21 protein-coding genes are annotated in these 18734 nt (G+C 63.8%); 8 read left to right on the top strand and 13 right to left on the bottom strand.

The window, feature by feature from the left end; all coding sequences use genetic code 11:
* Positions 1-79: 79 nt before the first annotated feature.
* Positions 80-643 (bottom strand): APC family permease, encoded by a 564-nt coding sequence (locus FBY33_RS10365; protein ID WP_235010527.1) that lies wholly within the window; start codon positions 641-643, stop codon positions 80-82.
* A gap of 20 nt (positions 644-663) precedes the next feature.
* Between FBY33_RS10365 and FBY33_RS10360 the strand changes: the two genes are divergently transcribed.
* A complete protein-coding gene (locus tag FBY33_RS10360) occupies positions 664-2067 on the top strand; it encodes a hypothetical protein (protein ID WP_142030490.1) in 1404 nt (467 codons plus the stop codon).
* Between the two features lie 102 nt (positions 2068-2169).
* Here the strand turns inward: FBY33_RS10360 and FBY33_RS10355 are convergent, their stop codons facing one another.
* Both FBY33_RS10355 and FBY33_RS10350 read right to left on the bottom strand, forming a co-directional pair.
* On the bottom strand, positions 2170-2358 hold the full coding sequence (locus FBY33_RS10355; protein ID WP_142030489.1) for a hypothetical protein: 189 nt from the start codon (positions 2356-2358) through the stop codon (positions 2170-2172).
* A 10-nt stretch (positions 2359-2368) separates the two neighbouring features.
* A complete protein-coding gene (locus tag FBY33_RS10350; RefSeq protein WP_235010526.1) occupies positions 2369-3139 on the bottom strand; it encodes an APC family permease in 771 nt (256 codons plus the stop codon).
* Between the two features lie 782 nt (positions 3140-3921).
* Between FBY33_RS10350 and FBY33_RS10345 the strand changes: the two genes are divergently transcribed.
* Positions 3922-4506: a DUF2510 domain-containing protein gene (locus tag FBY33_RS10345; RefSeq protein WP_235010645.1), complete on the top strand. Its 585-nt coding sequence runs from the start codon at positions 3922-3924 to the stop codon at positions 4504-4506.
* Between the two features lie 62 nt (positions 4507-4568).
* Here FBY33_RS10345 and FBY33_RS10340 read toward each other — a convergent pair whose 3' ends face one another.
* Genes FBY33_RS10340 through FBY33_RS20665 form a run of 4 tightly spaced genes read right to left on the bottom strand, consistent with a single transcriptional unit; the run spans position 4569 to position 6377 of the window.
* A complete protein-coding gene (locus FBY33_RS10340) occupies positions 4569-5171 on the bottom strand; it encodes a nitrilase-related carbon-nitrogen hydrolase (RefSeq protein ID WP_268815886.1) in 603 nt (200 codons plus the stop codon).
* A gap of 3 nt (positions 5172-5174) precedes the next feature.
* A complete protein-coding gene (locus FBY33_RS20670; RefSeq protein WP_235010524.1) occupies positions 5175-5348 on the bottom strand; it encodes a hypothetical protein in 174 nt (57 codons plus the stop codon).
* Positions 5349-5397: 49 nt separating this feature from the next.
* A complete protein-coding gene (locus tag FBY33_RS10335) occupies positions 5398-6138 on the bottom strand; it encodes an APC family permease (protein WP_235010644.1) in 741 nt (246 codons plus the stop codon).
* Entirely contained in the window at positions 6051-6377 is a 327-nt protein-coding gene (locus FBY33_RS20665) for a hypothetical protein (protein ID WP_235010523.1), read from the bottom strand. The genes FBY33_RS10335 and FBY33_RS20665 overlap by 88 nt, the downstream gene beginning before the upstream one ends.
* A 142-nt stretch (positions 6378-6519) precedes the next feature.
* Here FBY33_RS20665 and FBY33_RS10330 point away from each other — a divergent pair, with 142 nt between their 5' ends.
* On the top strand, positions 6520-7368 hold the full coding sequence (locus FBY33_RS10330; protein WP_142030487.1) for an alpha/beta fold hydrolase: 849 nt from the start codon (positions 6520-6522) through the stop codon (positions 7366-7368).
* A gap of 461 nt (positions 7369-7829) precedes the next feature.
* Here the strand turns inward: FBY33_RS10330 and FBY33_RS10315 are convergent, their stop codons facing one another.
* The 4 genes from FBY33_RS10315 to FBY33_RS10300 all read right to left on the bottom strand — a co-directional run bounded on the left by FBY33_RS10315 (position 7830) and on the right by FBY33_RS10300 (position 11656).
* Positions 7830-9038 carry a flavin-containing monooxygenase gene (locus FBY33_RS10315; RefSeq protein ID WP_142030486.1) on the bottom strand — a complete coding sequence of 403 codons (1209 nt, stop codon included), beginning with the start codon at positions 9036-9038 and terminating at the stop codon, positions 7830-7832.
* A gap of 61 nt (positions 9039-9099) precedes the next feature.
* Positions 9100-9816 carry a Crp/Fnr family transcriptional regulator gene (locus tag FBY33_RS10310; RefSeq protein WP_142030485.1) on the bottom strand — a complete coding sequence of 239 codons (717 nt, stop codon included), beginning with the start codon at positions 9814-9816 and terminating at the stop codon, positions 9100-9102.
* Between the two features lie 501 nt (positions 9817-10317).
* Entirely contained in the window at positions 10318-10914 is a 597-nt protein-coding gene (locus FBY33_RS10305) for an OB-fold protein (RefSeq protein WP_142030484.1), read from the bottom strand.
* Between the two features lie 436 nt (positions 10915-11350).
* Complete coding sequence (locus tag FBY33_RS10300; RefSeq protein ID WP_142030483.1) at positions 11351-11656, bottom strand: hypothetical protein; 306 nt, start codon at positions 11654-11656, stop codon at positions 11351-11353.
* A 370-nt stretch (positions 11657-12026) separates the two neighbouring features.
* Between FBY33_RS10300 and FBY33_RS10295 the strand changes: the two genes are divergently transcribed.
* The 3 genes from FBY33_RS10295 to FBY33_RS10290 all read left to right on the top strand — a co-directional run bounded on the left by FBY33_RS10295 (position 12027) and on the right by FBY33_RS10290 (position 13411).
* Positions 12027-12344 (top strand): hypothetical protein, encoded by a 318-nt coding sequence (locus FBY33_RS10295; protein ID WP_142030482.1) that lies wholly within the window; start codon positions 12027-12029, stop codon positions 12342-12344.
* Complete coding sequence (locus FBY33_RS20930) at positions 12301-12513, top strand: PEP-utilizing enzyme (protein ID WP_442858327.1); 213 nt, start codon at positions 12301-12303, stop codon at positions 12511-12513. Before FBY33_RS10295 ends, FBY33_RS20930 begins: the two co-directional genes overlap by 44 nt.
* Before the next feature lie 97 nt (positions 12514-12610).
* Complete coding sequence (locus tag FBY33_RS10290) at positions 12611-13411, top strand: alpha/beta fold hydrolase (RefSeq protein WP_142030481.1); 801 nt, start codon at positions 12611-12613, stop codon at positions 13409-13411.
* 168 nt (positions 13412-13579) lie between these two features.
* On the opposite strand, the gene FBY33_RS10285 is transcribed toward FBY33_RS10290, so the two are convergent.
* Both FBY33_RS10285 and hisC read right to left on the bottom strand, forming a co-directional pair.
* A complete protein-coding gene (locus FBY33_RS10285) occupies positions 13580-14992 on the bottom strand; it encodes an amino acid permease (RefSeq protein ID WP_142030480.1) in 1413 nt (470 codons plus the stop codon).
* A gap of 55 nt (positions 14993-15047) precedes the next feature.
* The gene (gene hisC, locus FBY33_RS10280) at positions 15048-16160 is read right to left on the bottom strand and encodes a histidinol-phosphate transaminase (protein WP_142030479.1); all 1113 of its coding nucleotides are present in this window, start codon (positions 16158-16160) and stop codon (positions 15048-15050) included.
* Between the two features lie 93 nt (positions 16161-16253).
* Here hisC and FBY33_RS10275 point away from each other — a divergent pair, with 93 nt between their 5' ends.
* Together FBY33_RS10275 and FBY33_RS10270 are read left to right on the top strand one after the other, a co-directional pair.
* Complete coding sequence (locus FBY33_RS10275) at positions 16254-16757, top strand: Lrp/AsnC family transcriptional regulator (RefSeq protein ID WP_142030478.1); 504 nt, start codon at positions 16254-16256, stop codon at positions 16755-16757.
* 119 nt (positions 16758-16876) lie between these two features.
* Positions 16877-18535: a thiamine pyrophosphate-binding protein gene (locus tag FBY33_RS10270; protein ID WP_142030477.1), complete on the top strand. Its 1659-nt coding sequence runs from the start codon at positions 16877-16879 to the stop codon at positions 18533-18535.
* Positions 18536-18734 lie beyond the last annotated feature (199 nt).

Genomic DNA, 18734 nt, shown 5'->3' with positions numbered 1-18734 from the left:
CAGGTTCAGGCGGCTGCCTCGACCGTCGCCTTCTCCGTGGTTGTCATCTCCGGTGGCATGGCCTTGAAACCGCGCGTGATCAGGGCCAGGACCACCACGCCCAGCACCAGCCAGGACACCCCCAGCGTAATCGCGTTGCTGTCCAGCTGGGAGAGCAGGTAAGCGCAGATAGTGGAACACCACCGAGGCGTTCACCAGCGTGAAGGCGGTGAAGGCACCAAAGTTGCTGAACGACGTCGACGTGGCCACGTCCAGGAAGATGGCGATCAGGCCGATGATGCCGGTGATCACCAGGTTCACCAGTGGGGGTGTGGAACTTCTCGCTAAGCCGGCCGAAGACCGCCTTGGGCAGGACGGAATCGCGGCCCATCGCGTACAGCAGGCGGGACGCGCTGGCCTGGGCGGCGAGGCCGGAGGCGAACTGCGCCACCACCAGGCCGGCCAGGAACACGGCGCCGAACAGCTGCCCGCCGATCTGCAGGGCGATGGAGCTCGCCGCGGAGGCCGAGTCCTCGAACACACCGCCCGGGTATACCAGCTGGGTTACATAGGACACCGCCACGAAGATGCCGCCGCCGATCAGGGCCACCAGCATGATGGCGCGCGGCACGGTCCGGCGCGGGTTGATGGTCTCCTCGTTCACTGCCTATATAGGATCTGGTGATGGCAACTGCACTCGGCACCATTCACCCCCTAATATTTTCTGTGGGTAATGAACTCACGCTCACCGTCACGAACCTTCCCCCTTCGGCGTCGGATATTGTGGCAGAGGTGTATGCCCTTGACGCTGTGGAAGAGCGTTGGATGGGGAGCTATCCGCTCGTCATGCACGCGGACGGCACCGCACGGGGAACTTTTCCGATGGGAACAATCTTGGCCGAGACCCTGATTTACGTCGGAGCCGTGCAGCATTCGGGTAAAAGAGAAGTTCTAGAGCAAGTTGAGATCAGCATCGTGAACCCTGAGCACCCCATCCCGACGTCACATGCCGAGGTCGAGGCCCGGTACGACGAGGTCACGGAAAAGATCCGGCGGCGATACGAGGTATCGCTGGGTGACTCGGAAGCTCCTAGCGTGAAGGAACACAAGATAGTGCATCTCGTGGAAGGCCTCCTGATTACGGATGAGATGAAGCTTCCTGGCGTCAGGATTTATGGCACGAAGAACCGACCTGGCGGCCTAGATGCGCGCAACCTGATGCACGAAACGCTTGACGCGCTTGGCTGGCCTGACACGGCGCCCGAGGACGTATGGACGCAGCGTTTTGCCCATGATCACCCGGTAGCGGTGGTCGTCTGCCCATCTGTCTATGCGGCTGACGTTGAAGAAGCCGACGCCATAAGCTCTCGCGCACGGGATGACCTTCTCTCTGTCATGGCAATAAACAGAGGCGCTAGAGGCCGGCCCACAGTCACATGGATCGCTCAACGCCAGTCTGATGGCACCGTGACGACAAAGTTCAGATTCGATCACCCGGGTTACCGCGGGAACCTAGCGGGAGGGTTCGTAGCGGGAGAGAATCAGGCCAACCTTCTAAGTCAGCACGCCGCCGTGCAAAACGACCCAGTCCTGAAGTTATGTGTTGACCTGTTCGGTGAAGCTGTGGCGGAGCAATCGAAGGATGCCAGGTACTTCAGGCTCTGGTCTGCCATGGAGACCCTCGCAATTGCGCGAGTTGCCCCAGATCAAGTAGTTACGCTTCTGGATGGAAGCGTTTGGCCGCATGGACAGCGGACCGACCGCGCCGCGCCCCGCGTGTACCAGCTGATAGTAGACAGGCTGTTTTCCGCACCTGATCACTACAACGAAGAGTCAATGGTGCAACCAGCATCTAGCCTCTACGAACTTGTGCGGGCATGGTACGCCAGACGCAACGCCACAGCCCACTACGGACGGTTCCTGCCACTTGATGAAATTCAAAGGACCAAGCCTTGGTACATCGACGCGCACCTTACGGTTCCGCCCCAGAGGCAGCCCTTCGATTCCTGGATGTCCGAAGTGCAGCATTTAGCTGAGAGAGTTCTCCAAACCGAACTCATACGAGTCGGCAACCGTTACATCCAGTAGGGCCGGGATAGTTCCGATAACCGAACAACGCCCCACCTATTTTTGTGGGTGGGGCCGTTGTTCGTTGTTCACTCGGTCAGAGATCTCGTGTCGAGGCTCGGTCTAACCGCCCGGCTGGAAATCCTTGGCCGTAGCACGCAGGCGCTCCTGGGCAGCATGGTACGCGACAGCTTTTCGAGCTTGCTCCTCAGGACTAAAGTCACCCCGCTGCCTCGCCGGGGCTTCCCTTCCCCACTCCCTCGTGGTCTCCATGTCGATCTTCCGCTGGGCCTTGATCTCTTCGTTGGTCATTGCTCAATGGTCACAGAGCTCCACTGCGGAAGAACGCCGCCGGGTCGCGAGCCAGTAACCACGCCCGGCAGCCATCCGAAGAGCAGCGACCACGAGGAACCTGACGATCGCCGCCACCTTCAACAGGGTAGGACGCCGGGTTCAGCTGCTGCCCGGCGCGGCGCTGGCGCACATAGTGGAACACCACCGGGGCGTTCACCAGCGTGAAGGCGGTGAAGGCACCAAAGTTGATGAACGACGTCGACGTGGCCACGTCCAGGAAGGTCGCGATCAGGCCCACGATGCCGGTGATCACCAGGTTCGCCACCGGGGTGTGGAATTTTTCGCTGAGCCGGCCGAAGACCGCCTTGGGCAGGACGGAGTCGCGGCCCATCGCGTACAGCAGGCGGGAGGCGCTGGCCTGCGCGGCGAGGCCGGAGGCGAACTGCGCCACCACCAGGCCGGCCAGGAACACGGCGCCGAACAGCTGCCCGCCGATCTGCAGGGCGATGGGACTGGCCACGGACGTCGAGTCCTCGAACACGTCGCCGGGATGGACCAGCTGGGTCACGTAGGACACGGCCACGAAGATGCCGCCGCCGATCAGGGCCACCAGCATGATGGCGCGCGGCACGGTTCGGCGCGGGTTGATGGTCTCCTCGCTGAAGGTGGTGACGGCATCGAACCCCAGGAACGAGTAGGGAGGCTCAATGGATAAGGGCGGCCTGTCGTTACCGCCATCCGGGAAGATTACCGGATACTTTGACCATGTGGGACACCTTTTGGTCTGACGTCGTTGCAACTGTCATCGGGGCGTTCGTGGGCGCAATCCTGACCGTTGGTATTGCATATTGCACTTTCAGGGCACAACAAAGGCACACGGAGAAGCAGGTCTTGACGAACTTGATTCACGACCTGTATCACAAACGGGCCCTTCGAGACATCATCCCCACATGGGTTCCGGATGCTCGAGAGTCATCCGACTTCGATCGCACCACGAAAAGCGTGCTAGAGATGCGCGAATGGATTCGCATAGCTCGTCACAGTCTTCCCCCACGCTCCCATGCCAGCTCAACGCTCTCTGGAATGCTGGTGGCGTGTAACCGCCATCTGAGCGACTCCGACCATGATCCGGGAAGCTACCAGGCTAAGCTCATGGAGCTGCGAGAATCGCTGCATTCTGGTGTCACGGACATATGCGCAGAGGTTCCTGATCTGGAACCTCTGCCACCAGGTGCGGCGATGGACCAACCACACAACAATGGGGACGACTGGAGCAGGGCAATTCATAATCGGGACGTAACCTAGGCATTAACCAGCTGGAGCGCGGTGATGGCATGGAGGTTGTAAAGCGACTCCGACTAGACAGGTTCTGGACGATTGCGATCAGGGCCTACAAGACACCGATGACCACCAGGTTTTTGTACTGGGATTAAAGCTTCTCGTGACATGCCTAGCCAAGGCGACTCGAGGTGTGACTGAATGAGATCTAGTCACGCGAGGCCATCTCCGATAATCTTCCGCCAAGAGCTGGGGCAACCTTCGTAGGTCGCCTTTTGAAAGAAGGACAGTGTCGTGGGGAAGATGAAAGGCAACCGCCTGAACACGGCAGCCAATGTAGGCAGCTTCGTCACGTCTCGACAGCAGCTCGATATCCAGAGACAGCTGGCCATGCAGGGAGCGATTCAGGCGCAACTTGCAGCTGCCCAGCTTGACCAGCTTCGGCGTCAGCAATTGGCAAATGACTATGCGAATCTATGTCAGTGGGCAGACAATGAATTTCATGCAGGCCGTATGACCAAAGAGCAAGCCGAAGTATTTGTCGCCGAACAGTGGCATAACCTGATGACTCCCCCGCCAAAAAGCTCGTCGCTAGTCACTTCATCTTTATGGAAGTCTTTAGACAATATTCTTGGTCGCGATCCTGCTCCTGGCTGGTACCACGAAGGCCGCGGTACCGTGCGCTGGTGGAATGGGGCAAGGTGGACGGTTCACGTATGTTCCGTCCAGGAGGCACTGGCAAGGCAGCAGGTCCCGCCTGTAGCGGCGCCACCTCCGTCGACAGCACAGGTGGCTTCCCCGGCCGGTTGGTACCCGACGCCTACCCAAGGGGTGTTGGCATACTGGGACGGACACGCATGGACCGGTCAAACCAGAACGGATAACTAGAACAGGCAGACGTTCCTGGTCAAGCTCCTCCAGTCATCGGCAACCAGAATTGAGCTCGCTCCCTACAGCCGCCGTTGCCGGAACATAGGGAACGACTCCCGTACCCGGTCCACCGTCTCCAGCGACACCTCCACCGCTCCAACACCAGCGGCAAGCCCAAGGTCCGCTTCCACAACCCCCATCGGATCCACCAGCACGCTCCGCCCCATGGACACGGGCGGCGCCTGGCACACCCCCGCCACATACACACTGTTCTCGATCGCCCGCGCTGCGTTCAACGCGAGCCACTGCTCCGTCTTGTGCTCGCCCGGCACCCAGGACGAGCAGACCAGCAAAACCTGCGCGCCGGCGTCCGCCAGTGCCCTCGCCAGTTCCGGGAACCGCAGGTCGTAACAGGTCATCAGGCCGAACCGCACTCCCCCGTGCTCGAACACCACAGGGTCAGTGGACGGCCCCGGCTTGATGAACTCGGACTCCCCGAAACCCTGTGCGTCGAAGAGGTGGATCTTCCGGTAGGAAGCCAGCCGGCCGCCGTCGGGCCCGAACGCCACCAGCGTGTTGTACGCCCTGCCCGGCTCGTCCGAGGTTTCCACCACGCCCGCCACCAGCGCGATGCGGTGACGGCGGGCAATACCGGCGAGCTCCGTGCAGACGGGGCCGTCCAGCGGCTAGGCCACCTCGGGGAACGTCGCGTCCACCTTCTTCTTCTCGTAGGTGGCGTATTCCGAGAAGGCGGCCAGCGCGGCGCCGCCGCGCGCTGCCTCGGCGGCGAACCGGTCCATCGCAGCGAGGTTGGCCCGGATGTCGGCACCTGACTCCAGCTGCCCCAGCGCTATCCTCACGGCTGTTCCTTCCCGCGGCCGAACGGCCGCACTACAACCCCGACAAGCGTCAGGCGGCTGCCTCGACCGTTGCCTTCTCCGTGGCCGTCATCTCCGGCGGCGAGGCCTTGAACCCGCGGGTTATCAGGGCCAGTACCACCACGCCCAGCACCAGCCAGGACACACCCAGCGTAGTGGCGTTGCTGTCCAGCTGGGAGAGCAGGTAGGCGCAGATGATCGCGCCGATCACCGGGACCACCACGTAGGCCACTGGGTTCAGCTGGTGCCCGGCCCGGCCCGGCGCTGGCGCACATAGTGGAACACCACCGGGGCGTTCACCAGCGTGAAGGCGGTGAAGGCACCAAAGTTGATGAACGACGTCGAGGTGGCCACGTCCAGGAAGATGGCGATCAGGCCGATGATGCCGGTGATCACCAGGTTCACCAGTGGGGGTGTGGAACTTCTCGCTAAGCCGGCCGAAGACCGCCTTGGGCAGGACGGAGTCGCGGCCCATCGCGTACAGCAGGCGGGACGCGCTGGCCTGGGCGGCGAGGCCGGAGGCGAACTGCGCCACCACCAGGCCGGCCAGGAAGACGGCGCCGAAAAGCTGCCCGCCGATCTGCAGGGCGATGGAACTGGCAGCGGACGCCGAGTCCTCGAACACGCCACCGGGGTGCACCAGCTGGGTCACGTAGGACACCGCCACGAAGATGCCGCCGCCGATCAGGGCCACCAGCATGATGGCCCGCGGCATGGTCTTGCGCGGGTTGACGGTCTCTTCGGTGAGGGTGGTGACGGCGTCGAACCCCAGGAACGAGTAGGCGGCGATGGCCGCGCCGGCGGAGATGTGGCGAAGCTGGCGGTGTCGTTGACGAACGGCTGGCTGCTCACCAGTCCCCCGGCGCCGGAGGTGGACACCAAGTTGCCGATGGACAGCGCCACGAAGAACACGATGACCAGCCGCTGGAACGCCGTGAGCACGTAATTGGCCTTGTCCGCCACCTTGATGCCCAGGATGTTCAGCAGCGTGGTGATGACGATGAAGCCCACGATCCAGAGCCCGCTGGGGACTGCGCGCTCAGGTACGAACCGCCGATCAGCCGGATGACCATGGGCAGGAACAGGTAGTCCAGCAGGATGGCCCAGCCCACCAGGAAGCCCAGCCGGGCGGTTGAAGCTATAGGCTTTGCCGATGAGCAGCTGGAACGAAAGGCAGCGGATAGTCGCCTCCGAGGGTGCGGAACTAGCGGTCTTTGAATACGGCCAGGACCCGGCAGCCGATACCCCTACGCTGCTCCTGGTTCACGGCTACCCGGACGACCACCGTGTATACCTTCAGCTCATCCGCGAACTCGCGGAAACATTCCACATCATCGCTTATGACACCCGCAACGCCGGATCATCATCTGTCACCGACAAGCCGGGGAGCTTTGTGCTGCCGGCCCTGGTGGATGATCTGTATGCCGTGCTGGCGGCCACGCATGCCTCGCCCGTTCACCTCGTGGGCCACGACTGGGGGTCCATCCAGGCATGGGCAGCAGTCCAGGACCCTCGTGCCGACGGAAGGATCAACCGCTTCACGAGCGTCTCCGGGCCGGACCTTGGACACTTTTCCTGGTGGATGCGGCAACGGCTGCGGCACCCGCGCGGCTGGGCACAGCTGTTGGGACAACTCTTGCGCAGCTGGTACGTAGCAGTCTTCCAGATACCCATGCTGCCCGAAGCGCTTTGGCGTTTCTTCCTCACCGGCTCCTATGAGCGGGCCACCAGACGCACGGTAGGCGACAACGCCATCCGCGGGCTTGCTCTCTACCGGGCAAACTTCCAAGCCAAACGCCAGCCACCGCTTCAGGTATCGATTCCTGTCCGGGTGATTGTCCCGGTAATGGACCGGTTCGTCTCCCCGAGCCTGACAGACGGTCTGGGCAATTGGGTGTCCAGGCTCACTGTGACGAAAGTGGAAGCCGGCCACTGGTGGCCCGCAACCCACGCCTCCGACTTCGCCAAGCTACTGCAGGAAGAACACAACAACGAACTCTAAACGGGGAATGCCGTGGATTCACCTTCAAAGGTGTCCAGGTTATGTCCCGCTCCGGCTTACTTGTCTGCTGCAGCCTGGGCCGCAACGGAAGACCGATCTCTGTACTTACACTCCTCAGGAGTCGACCCGACCGGCTCCGAAAACCCGAGGACGGCCCGGCTAGCAGACCGTGAGGACATACGACCATCGGGAACAAGCCGCCACAGGGACGTGACCTCGGCCGCGCGCGCCTCGAACAGAGGACCGTCGGGGTCACATGCCTTCGGATGCGTTGGCTTGGTGTCCGGCCGTTCCACCACCTTCAGCCCTGCCGCCTTGATGGCGGCCAGCTGGAGCAGCTGTGACGTTGAGGAAGCGGTGGAGGTCGCCCGGAAGCACGTCGATACCCTGCACCGGACGATGTTCATGGGACTGACGCAGGCTGATAAAACTTAAGCCGCCACCGTGGCGGCCATCCCCGCTCAGGGAACCTTGGCCGCCAGAAAGCTTCGAATAGAGTTGGCGATGACTTCGGCGTCTCTGGGGAAACCTACAAAGTTCCCTGAGCTGCGGCGTATAAGCCACCGTAGGCCGATAAACCAGATACCCGGTGCAGGCGAAGCTGCTCCTTGACGCAACGGCGCCCCCGCGGCATCTGTAAAACCTTCCCCAAGCCACTGGAATGCTCCCGTGTAGCCAGTGCACCAAATGACACTGCCTATCCCCGCGCTTTGAAGGCGAAGTTGTCGGGGCGGATCCATCTCAATCGCCGGTTCCCCTGGGTCCGGTTCGGCCGCTGGTGCTTCAAGCCCGTGAGCTTGAATATGTGCATCGATCATGCTTCGAATGTTCGCTGCGGAACGGTCTCCATAGGCAATGTTGGCTGCGGTGCTGTCGTCGAAAGCGAGGGTGTCACCTTGGACTGCTACGAGTCGGCCGGTGAGTGTTGCTCCAGCCTTGGCCAGCAGCTGCAGGCTGATGTCGTGTCCGTGCGGCGCCCGCAAAGCCGGTACGGCCCGGACCAATCCAGGGTCTGGCAGGTCCTCGGGGCGGTCCTCAAAGAAGCCCGTCTCGTCCAACCACCGAAGAGTGTCTCTTCCGCGATACCTTGCCGATGCGCGACCGACCGGGCAGGTTGCCAGCCAGACACGCCTGCCTGCCGCCAGCAAGTCTTCAGTGATCTGGGTCCCGGACTGTGCGCTGCCGACAACCAGTACCGCCCCTTCGGGCAGATCGCTGGGCTTCCTATATGTTGCGGCATGGCGTTGCATGATTCGATCTGGCAGCCGTCCTGCCAGGGCAGGCACACGTGGTACGTTCTCACCGCCGGTTGCAACCACGATGCTGCGGGCTTGAAGTTGGCCCTCACTTGTCCGCAGGAGCCATCGATCGTCAAGCCGGGCCAGCCCGACGACGTCGATGCCCGTCAGCATCGGCGCTCTCGAAGCCAGCTCTTCCAGACGCTGAACCACTTCCTGCCGGGTCAGGTACGTGTCCGGGTCCTGGGCCCCCAGCATCGTGTTCATGAATGCTGGGTTGTTGATATGAAGCGAATCCCAGCGCTGGGTCCGCCACGTTTCGCCTGGCCGAGCCCGCTCCAGAACGACATGCTCGATGCCGAGTCCCGATAGCGAGGAGCTAGCGGCGAGCCCTGCGGGGCCAGCTCCAACCACCACACAATCAATGACCATGACGCGCCTGCCTTAATCGATCCTCTGGGAGCTCCAGTGTGAGCCGGGATGGGTGGGCCTGTCAGGAACCTATATTCCACCGCGTCTCCTGGACCAGCCGCGCCGGGTCCAAAATGACCATGCCGGCCCGGCCGGTGTGAACAATGCCTTCCTGCCGCAGCTCACGCAGAATCCTCACCACAACTTCCCGTGCAGTCCCCACCGCCTCCGCGAGTTCACTCTGCGATGCCTTGACCACGAGCTCGGTATCAAGCTCCGGGCCCTCCCGGACTTGCTCATGGGCCACTTCCGAGGCCAAATCGAGCAAATGCCGGGCCATCCGTTGCCGGACGCTGGCGAAGGCGCTGTCGGGAATCTCGTAGATGAAAGTCAGGACCCGTTCGCTGAGTTCTTCAAGAAGCGCAACCGCGACCTTCGGATCCTCATTTACCATTCGGCGTACGCTGCCCGGCGACAGGCTCAACAACTTCGTCGCTGTCAGCGTCTGGAGGGAAGCAGGTAAGGAGAAATCCGAGGCAAACAGCGATGCTGCGCCGAGGAGGGATCCTGACCGGCAGTAGCGGATGGTCATGGTGCGTCCGTCCGGAGCTCTGACAAAGACTCTGACTACACCAGACACGATCATTTCCAGGTGCGGATTCGCATCGGCTTCGCGGTGCATTACCGTTCGGGCCGGGAGATCTTTGCGCTGGGCCTCCGAGAGCAGCTTGCGCAGACTATCGGGCGCGACCCCGTGGAGGTGGGAAACCTCAATAGCTTTCAGGACGTCAACATCCACATTGCACCGATCCTTGCGAGTGCTTATCGGCAGCCTGTGGTTATACGCTACAGATGGGCAGCGGGGGCAGCCCTCGGAATTGGTCACTCCGCTCCCCTACACTGGGGTCTGCTCAGCGTATGGTCATCCGAATATGGCCGCAACATGGGCCGACGTTGTCGTTTTTCCCACTGCTGACCGGACGCTTTCGCTGCAGACCAGAAGAGGAGTTCGCAGCACCTGGTTCAGTCGACAAACACGAGGGGCTTCGCCTCGTCGCCTGCTTCAACCCGGCTCGAAACCTTTCCACCCCCGTGATACAGCCAATTGGCCGCCGCCAGGACGGCCATGCCCGCGAACGCAAGACTCGTCCCACCATTGCTAATGCTGATTGCCAGTGTGACCGTGACGAACCCATGTGCGATTTCACGGAAGGCTATTGCCAATGCCATTAACTAGAACGGTCCAACTCTGTGCCTTACTGAGGCACAGAGTTGGACCGCCGAGAATCGATGAGTCTGGTTAGAGAACTTCGCAAGCTTTCAGCTCGACGCCAAGGTCCCCGCCGTCCTGGAAGCTGCCCCGCACCGTGATCGCACTTCCGGGCACAATGGTTGCTGCCCGTGCTGCTGCAAGGTCATTGCAGTTGACGTGCAGGAAGTTGTACTTGTCGCCGTTGTCTACCCGCACGATGTACTGATCCTTATCAAGGAACTCGGTGTCGACTTTATTGACGAAGCCAGTGACCTGCAGAACTTTTCCCTTGTACTTCGCGTCGGCGGCGGCCTCATTGCCCTTAAAATCCGCCAGCAGCTGACCAGCTTCGACCTGCACTACTTCAGCAGCCGGTTTAGCAGGAGCGGCCGCCGCCGCAGGTGCTGCTGCGGGCGCCGCAGCAGATGTGGCTGATGCGTCGGTAGCAGGTGTGGCAGTAGCTGAAGAATTGCTCTTGCCGCCATTCGCCATCGACGAAACGATCGCTATCACCACAATGATCAGCGGGATTATGAAGCGCTTTTTCTTGAACCAGGGGCGAGTCGCCTTACGGTACGCCTTATCGGCTGCAGCTTGGGCTTTGCCATCGCGCTTGGCCTCGGTCAATGTTGTTTTATCTGTCACTGCAGTTCCCCGTCTAAATTGTTGGCTAATTACCCTGGGTGGCTTGTCTTCTCGCGGTATCACTCAGATATAGCCCTGCGTCAAACAGGTGACAGCGTCCCCCCAAGAAGAACTATAACCGTAAAAGGAAGCCGAAGGCACCGGGGTGTCTAAGAATTGCAAGTTCAATACTTCTCCAACATTTATTACGCAGTAAAGCGCTAGTGTTTGCTCAAGATTTGCGCAGTTTTCCCAGAAGCGTCACGCGGAACATATTCGGACCCTTCTTCGCTTTTCGCGGCAACGGTCGATTGTTTTCGTAGTCGTTTGAACGAGCAGCACTGTGGACTGAGCGGGAACAAGCAAGACTCCAAGGTCACGGCGCCGCCCCCACCGTTGCCGCATTCCCCGAACGATCCAACGCCCGCGCCCTGGACACCCTGGCCATGGTGTTGGACTAGGACGGTTGGCTGGTTCCAACCGGCGCAGCAGCCGGAGCCACGGTAGCGGAAACAACGGACGAGACGGCCAGAGCGTCAATCTTTACCATGGCGCGGTGTAACCCGACCACCATCATGATCGATCCGATGAGAGCGGCCAGAAAGAAAATGGCCGCCACTACGGCCAGTGCACCTGCAGAACTGGAGTAGTACCTTGACGTCTGAGAAGCCGCAGAAAAGGCAAAAATGGTACCGAGTACATACCCGATCAACGACAGGGCGAACCCGAGTCCAAAGATGCCAGCAGATCGCTTAAATTCCAAAACAACTCCTTATGAGGGGACAACTCCAAAAGATTACAGGAAACTTATGAGGCGCGTTCGGCTAAGTCGTTATCCAATGTTGCCTCAAGACCGGCATAGGATTTGCCCAATAAAGTAGGAACAGTACTACCGGGAACCGGCCGCTGTTGAAGAATGAAATGAACGAAACATTGATCAAATCCTTGAACACAACTTTTGAGAGGCGCTGAAGCGAGGGTCGTAAGGAGATTCCGAGGACCAGGACATCCAGCACATGGCAGCGTGGTTGCGGACGTACAGCCGCACGAGTAGGGCAGTTCTCCCCTGTGCGCCGCCCGGCACCTGCACTAGCCTGATCCGCATCAGCGTCCACCGCCGTCGAGGAGCCGTCATGGCCGGGTTTGTGCAGATCATCGAATTCAAGTCTTCCCGCATTAAGGAGATCGAGGAGCTGGGCCAACCCTCCAGAACCGAGGGCAGCACCGCTCCCACGTTCCGCCGCATTCTTGCCACCTCGGACAGGGACCACCCGGGACACTACTTCACCATCGTCGACTTCGATTCCTTCGATTCGGCGATGGAGAATTCCGGCCGGCCCGAAACGTCGGAGTTCGCTGCCAGGATGGCGGCACTCTGCGACGGACCCGTGATCTTCCACAATCTGGATGTTCTGTGGGAGGACACCGGAGACGGTGCGGTCAACGGCTAGGAGCAGGCCATGGCCACGGAAGATCCGGAGCACGACGATGCCGGTACGGGCATGGTTGTTGATCTCCGCCAGCTGGCCTGCAGTAGTGGGGGTTGCGGATGCCACCACGCGGCTGAGCGATGGCCAGGGCGTCACGGTGGACGGGGCCGCCGGAACTGTCTCGTGGTGAGGCTGCCCGGAACGCTGCGCGCCGCCGTCGTACTTCCCCTGTGCCCGTGCCAACGGCGGCCGGTGCCGCGCCAACCGCTCCGGCGTACCCTGAAGCCATGGACCCCGAAGTCCGGACCCTGTCCCTGCGGACCGGCATCACCGTGCCGTGCCTCGTCCAGGGGGACCAGGAAGCGAAGCCGCTGCTCCTGCTGCATGCGTGGGGCGAATCCCGCCACAGCTTCGACCGCCTGCTGCCGGGGCTGACCGGCTTCCGGGTCTACGCTCCGGACCTTCGCGGCCAAGGCCAGGCGGACAAACCGGGAGAGGGCTATTCCCTGGCGGAACAGGCCGGGGACGCCGCCGCGATCCTGGACGCGGTAGGGGCGCAGAGGGCTTTCGTCCTCGGCTCATCGAGCGGCGGCTACGTTGCCCAGCAGCTGGCCGTGATGCATCCCGGGCGGGTGGCCGCGCTGGTCCTCGTCGGGTCACCGCTGAGCCTGCAGGGCCGGCCGGCCGTGGCCGACGAGGTGGAACAGCTGGCCGACCCGATCGACGAGGAATGGGTACGGGCGTCGGTCTCCTGGTTTCCCAGGTACCAGCCCGTTCCCGGCTGGTACCTGGAGGACCGCGTGCGCGACGGCGCCCGCATGCCTGCCCACGCCTGGAAGAAGCTCCTGGCCGGGTTGACCTCCGCCGCCCCACCCACCGATGCGGGCACAATCCGGACGCCCACGCTGATTATCTGCGGCGGCAACGACAACCTGCTGCCACAGCGGGACCGGGAGCTGCTGGCGGCGCGGATTTCGGGCGCCAAGCTCAAGGTCTATCCCGACGCCGGGCATTTAGTCCTGTGGGAGTGCCCGGACCGGGTCCTGGCGGATGCCGGGGCGTTCCTGAACTCGCTCGGCCGGGGTTGACGCCTGCCCGTAACATCCCTGCCAGCGGGCCTGTCTGGGCCTGAGCAAGTGATTATTTGTATTTCACGCTGCACCGCCAACCGACCAGGCATTGCGAAGGGCGCGCCCGGCCGAAGCCGGACGCGCCCTCTGTTCACGCGAACCCAGAACGGATTCAAAGCGCTGGATTTAGTCGACGAGCGCCGGCGACTTGACCTCAGCAGTTGCGTCAACAGCGACCGCGTTTTTCCGGTTCCGGTGGTTCAACCAATTGGCCACGGCCAGCAGTGCCACGAGCCCGAAGGTGCTCAGAAGCTGCGGCCGGGAATACTCGCCGATGAAGCCCACCGTGAAGATCGCCGCGAGGATGACCAGACCAAGGGACGTGAGCCACGGGAACCCGGGCATCCGCAGCGGAAGCGCGGTTCCGTCACGGTCGGCGCGGAGGCGCAGCGCGAGCTGGGCCAGGAGCGCGGAGGTCCACACCAGCAGGCACGTCGACCCGACGATATTCAGCAGGACGGGAAGGACCTTTTCAGGGAACGCCAGCTCCAGCACCACAGTGATCACGCCGAAGGCGACGCTGGCCAGCACCGCGACCACCGGAACCCGGGCCCTGGACACGGAAGCGAGCCAACGCGGCGCCTCGCCGCGCTCGGCGAGGGAGAATGCCATCCGGGAAGCACCGTAGAGGTTGGCGTTGAGGGCGGACAGCAGTGCCGCGACGGCCACCAGGGTGATGGCGGTGGCAGCGCCCGGCATGCCGGCGGCGTCCAGCACCGCGGCGAACGGGCTCTTCAGCCCCGCCGAACCTACGGGTACCACCGCGGCGATGACGAAGATCGCGCCGATGTAGAACACCAAAATCCGCCACAGCACCGTCCGGACAGCCTTCTTGACGCTGCGGGCCGGCTCAGCGGTCTCGGCTGCAGCAACGGACACAATCTCAGTGCCGCCGAATGCGAACGCCACCACGAACAGCGCCGTCGCAATCCCGGCAAAACCGCTGGGCGCGAACCCGTCACCCATGAAGTTCGACAGACCCGGCGACTGCACGCCCGGCAGCCAACCGAACAGCAGCGCAGCGCCCACCAGGAGGAACCCGACGATCGCCGCCACCTTGAGCAGCGCGAACCAGAACTCGAACTCGCCGAAGTTCTTCACACTGGTCAGGTTCACGGCGGTGAGCACCACGATGAACACGAAGGCCATCAGCCACACCGGCAGGGCCGGGAAGATCGTGGCCAGCAGGCCCGCCGCACCCAGCGCCTCGGCCGCGATGACCACCACCAGCTGCAGCCACCACAGCCAGCCCACGGTTGCGCCGGCCACTGGGCCGTAGGCCTTGGCGGTGTAGACGGAGAAGGCACCGCTGTCCGGGTTGGCGGCAGCCATCTCGCCGAGCGCCCACATCACCAGGATGATGAGCGTGCCGGCCACGAGATAGGAGATCAGCACCGCCGGGCCAGCGGCCTGGATGCCGGCGCCGGAGCCGATGAACAGGCCCGCGCCGATGGCGCTGCCCAGGCCCATCATGGTGAGCTGCCTGGGCTTGAGGGCCGCGCCGAGGGCGCGGGCAGACGTCTTTGTCTGTTGTTCCATGGAGATTCCTCTGGTTGTAGGTGGAACGGAGTTAGGGGTTGGGGTCAGTAAGTTGTCAGGCGGCGTGGGCTGCCAGGAGCCGGAGCACGCGGTCGTTGGAGGCGGGATCGGCAACGGTGATCCGCACGCCGTCGCCCTGGTACGCGCGGACCAGGATGCCGGCGGCGTCAAACGCCTCCACCAGCCGGTCCCGGAGGTCCTCATCGGCGCGGATCCACAGGAAGTTGCCCTGGCTCGGCTGCAGTTTCCAGCCCTGCGCCTCCAGCTCAGCGGCCATCCGGCCCCGCTCCCGCCTCACCAACGAAACCCGCGCCTCCATCTCCTCCCCCGCCTCCAGCGACGCGATGGCCGCCTTCTGGGCCAGCGCGCTCACGGCGAAGGGCAGGGCGGTGCGGCGCAGTCCTTCCGCGATGGCGGGCGCCGCGACGGCATAGCCCACCCGCAGGCCGGCGAGGCCGTAGGCCTTGGAGAAGGTGCGCAGGATGCAGACGTTCGGGAACCGGCGGTAGAGGGCCAGGGAATCCGGGCCACTGCACGCCTCGGCGTACTCCACGTAGGCCTCGTCGATCACCACCAGGACGCTGGACGGCACGGCCTGCAGGAAGGCCTCGACGCGTTCGTGGCCGATCGGCACGCCGGTGGGATTGTTTGGCGTGCAGAGCAGGACCACCTTGGTGCGGTCGGTGACGGCGGCGGCCATGGCGTCGAGGTCGTGGCCTTCAAGGTGGTCCAGCGGGACGCGGACCGGCCGGGCGCCGGCCAGCTCCACCAGGATGGGGTACGCCTCGAAGGAGCGCCACGCGAAGACCACCTCGTCCCCGGTGTCGCACAGCCCGGTGATGATCTGCTGGAGGACGCCCACGCTGCCGGGTCCCACCGCCACCTCCCCGGCGGTGACGCCCAGGTGCCGGGCCAGCCGTTCGCGGAGTTCGACGGCGGCGCTGTCCGGGTAGCGGTTCATGGTGCCGGCCGCGTGGGCCACCGCAGCCACGGCTGCGGGCAGGGGGTCGTAGTGGCTTTCGTTGCTGGCGAGGGCCGCGATGTCCGCGCCGGCGCCGCGGCGGCCCGGGATGTAGGCCGGAAGTCCGGCCACGGCGTCCCGAAGGGTGGGGAGCGCGGTCTCCGGAAGGCCAGCGGCCGGGGCGGCCGCGATCTGGTCAAGGGTCATGAGGACCGATCATGATTGTGACCCCAGCCACAATGCAAGATACCCTCAACCCATTGGGACTTCTGCTCAACTTCTAGTACCTCCGGTGAAAATATGACCATCGCAACCTCCCGCACCATCGATTCCCTCGACGGCAGGATCATCCTTGCCCTGGACAAGGACCCCGAAGCCAGCGCCCTGGCACTCTCCCGGACACTCGGCGTCGCACGCAACACCGTCCACGCCCGGCTAGCGCGACTGGAGCGCAGCGGCGCGCTCCGCACCTTCAGCCGCAGGCTGGACCCCGCAGCACTGGGCTACGAACTCACGGCCTTCCTCTCCCTGCACATCAGCCAGACGCGCGCCGGCTCGGTGGAAAACGGACTGGCCGCGATCCCCGAAGTCATCGAGGTGCACGCCACTGCCGGCGACGCCGACCTCATGGCCAAGGTGGTGGCGCGCGGCACCAGCGACCTCTACCGCATCACCAACCAGATCCTGGAGATCGACGGCATCCAGCGCACCAGCACGGCCATCTCGGTCCTGGAACTCATGCCGCCCCGCTTCGACGGCCTCCTGGCCCGGCTGTCCGAGCAGGAATCCCGCGCCGCCGACTAAATCCGGGTGATCCACAGCACAACTGGGCAGATTCTCACTTTCTCCCGCTTCTGCTGCCAATAATCCCAGTTGAATGTTTGGGTGTTGCCGATCTGATGGCCGAAGCGCAGGATTCCTGCATGACTTCACTTACCGTCTCCGGCCGCGTGGCGCAGGTTCTCAGCAGCTATGTCAGCGATGTCTTCGGCGTCATGGGCAACGGCAACGTCTACTTCCTGGACGCCGCGGAGCAGCTGGGCCTGCGCTTCTCCCCCGTCCGGCACGAGGGCGCCGCCATCGCCGCCGCCGATGCCTACTACCGGACGTCGGGACGCCTGGCCGCGGGCACCACTACCTACGGCCCCGGGTACACCAACGCCCTCACCGCCCTGGCCGAGGCGGTCCAGGCACAGATCCCGGTGGTGCTGGTCACCGGGGACGCCCCCACCAGCGGAGCCCGGCCCTGGGACGTGGACCAGACGGCCATCGCTGCGGGCCTCGGCGCGGCCACCTTCACCGTCACCCGCGACGCCGCGGGCGCCATCACCCGGCAGGCGGTGGAGTACGCACTCACCCGGCGCACCGCCGTCGTGCTTGCCATCCCCTACGACCTCGCGGCACTCGAGGCTGAGGAAGAAGGCCTCCCCGCGCCGTTGGAAGCAAAGGTGACGCACGACGGCGGCACGGACCTTGGGCAGGTGGCCCGCCTGCTCGCCGGGGCCAAGCGCCCGCTGATCCTGGCCGGCCGCGGCGCGCACCTCGCCGGCGCCGGACCGGAACTCCGCGAACTCGCCGACCGGCTCGGCGCACTGACCGCCGGAACCGCCCTGGCGCTCAACCTCCTCAACGGCGAGGGGTACCTGGGCGTCGCCGGCGGTTTCGGCACCGACACCGCGGCGGGCCTCATGGGCGAGGCGGACGTGGTCCTGGTGGCCGGGGCCAGCCTGAGCCCGTTCACCATGCGGTTCGGGCACCTGCTTGGCGCGGACAGCACCGTCATCCAGATCGACGCCGCCCTGCAGCCCACGCACCCGCGGGTGGACCTGTTCGTTCAGGCAGATGCGAAGGCTGCTGCTTCTCAGCTTCTCTCTTTGGTTGAAGGAGAGGCTGCGGCTGTTGCTTGGCGCGCGGAAGCTTCTAAGCGTCTGGATGCGGGACCGGGGCATGATGCCGGATCCGCTGAAACCCCGGACGGCCGGCTAGACCCGCGTTCCCTGGCCACCGCGCTGGACGCCGTGCTGCCGGAGCGCCGCACGGTAGTGCAGGACGGCGGACACTTCATCGGCTGGGCACCCATGTACTGGAACATCCCACGGCCGCAGGACCTGGTGATGGTGGGCACCGCCTTTCAGTCGATCGGGCTGGGACTGGCGAGCGCCGTCGGGGCAGCCCGTGCGCTGGAGGACGGCCGCACCCTGGTGCTGGCCTCGGGCGACGGCGGTTTCCTGATGGGCCTGTCCGACCTCGAATCGCTGATCGGCGCGGCCCGCAGCGCCATCGTGGTGATCTACAACGACGCCGCGTATGGGGCAGAGATCCACCAGTACGGATCGCAGGGCCTGACCGAGAAGCCGATGCTGATCCCTGAGGTGGACTTCAGCGGAGTGGCGCGGGCTTTGGGGGCCGAGTCCGCGGTCATCCGGTCGCTTGGTGACCTGTCCGCGCTTCAGGACTGGATCGACGCCGGCGCCAAGGGCACCTTCGTGGCCGACTGCCGAATCACCTCCAGCGTCCGGGCACCGTGGTTGACCGAGTGGATGAACGCGACGCGGGCGGCGAAGGCGGCGGTGGCCGGGTGAGAGCCGCCTGAGCGAAGTTGCTCCCGCTACCCGCGGTCATCGGTATCGTGGTACTTCCCATAACCCGTGTGACGCCTTCGGGGTTGGGGCCCACGCCTACCTAATACCTTCCCTCTGGCCTCCCCTATTAGGCTCCGCTGCTGCCCAAGGTGTGGCGGCCAGACGTACAGCGTTCCCGCCGGGAGGTGATGAAATGGCC

Source organism: Arthrobacter sp. SLBN-112, from assembly GCF_006715225.1.
In the GTDB taxonomy this organism is placed as follows: Bacteria; Actinomycetota; Actinomycetes; order Actinomycetales; family Micrococcaceae; genus Arthrobacter.
Note: the sequence above shows the minus strand (reverse complement) of the source record. Positions and strands in the feature narration are given on the sequence as shown.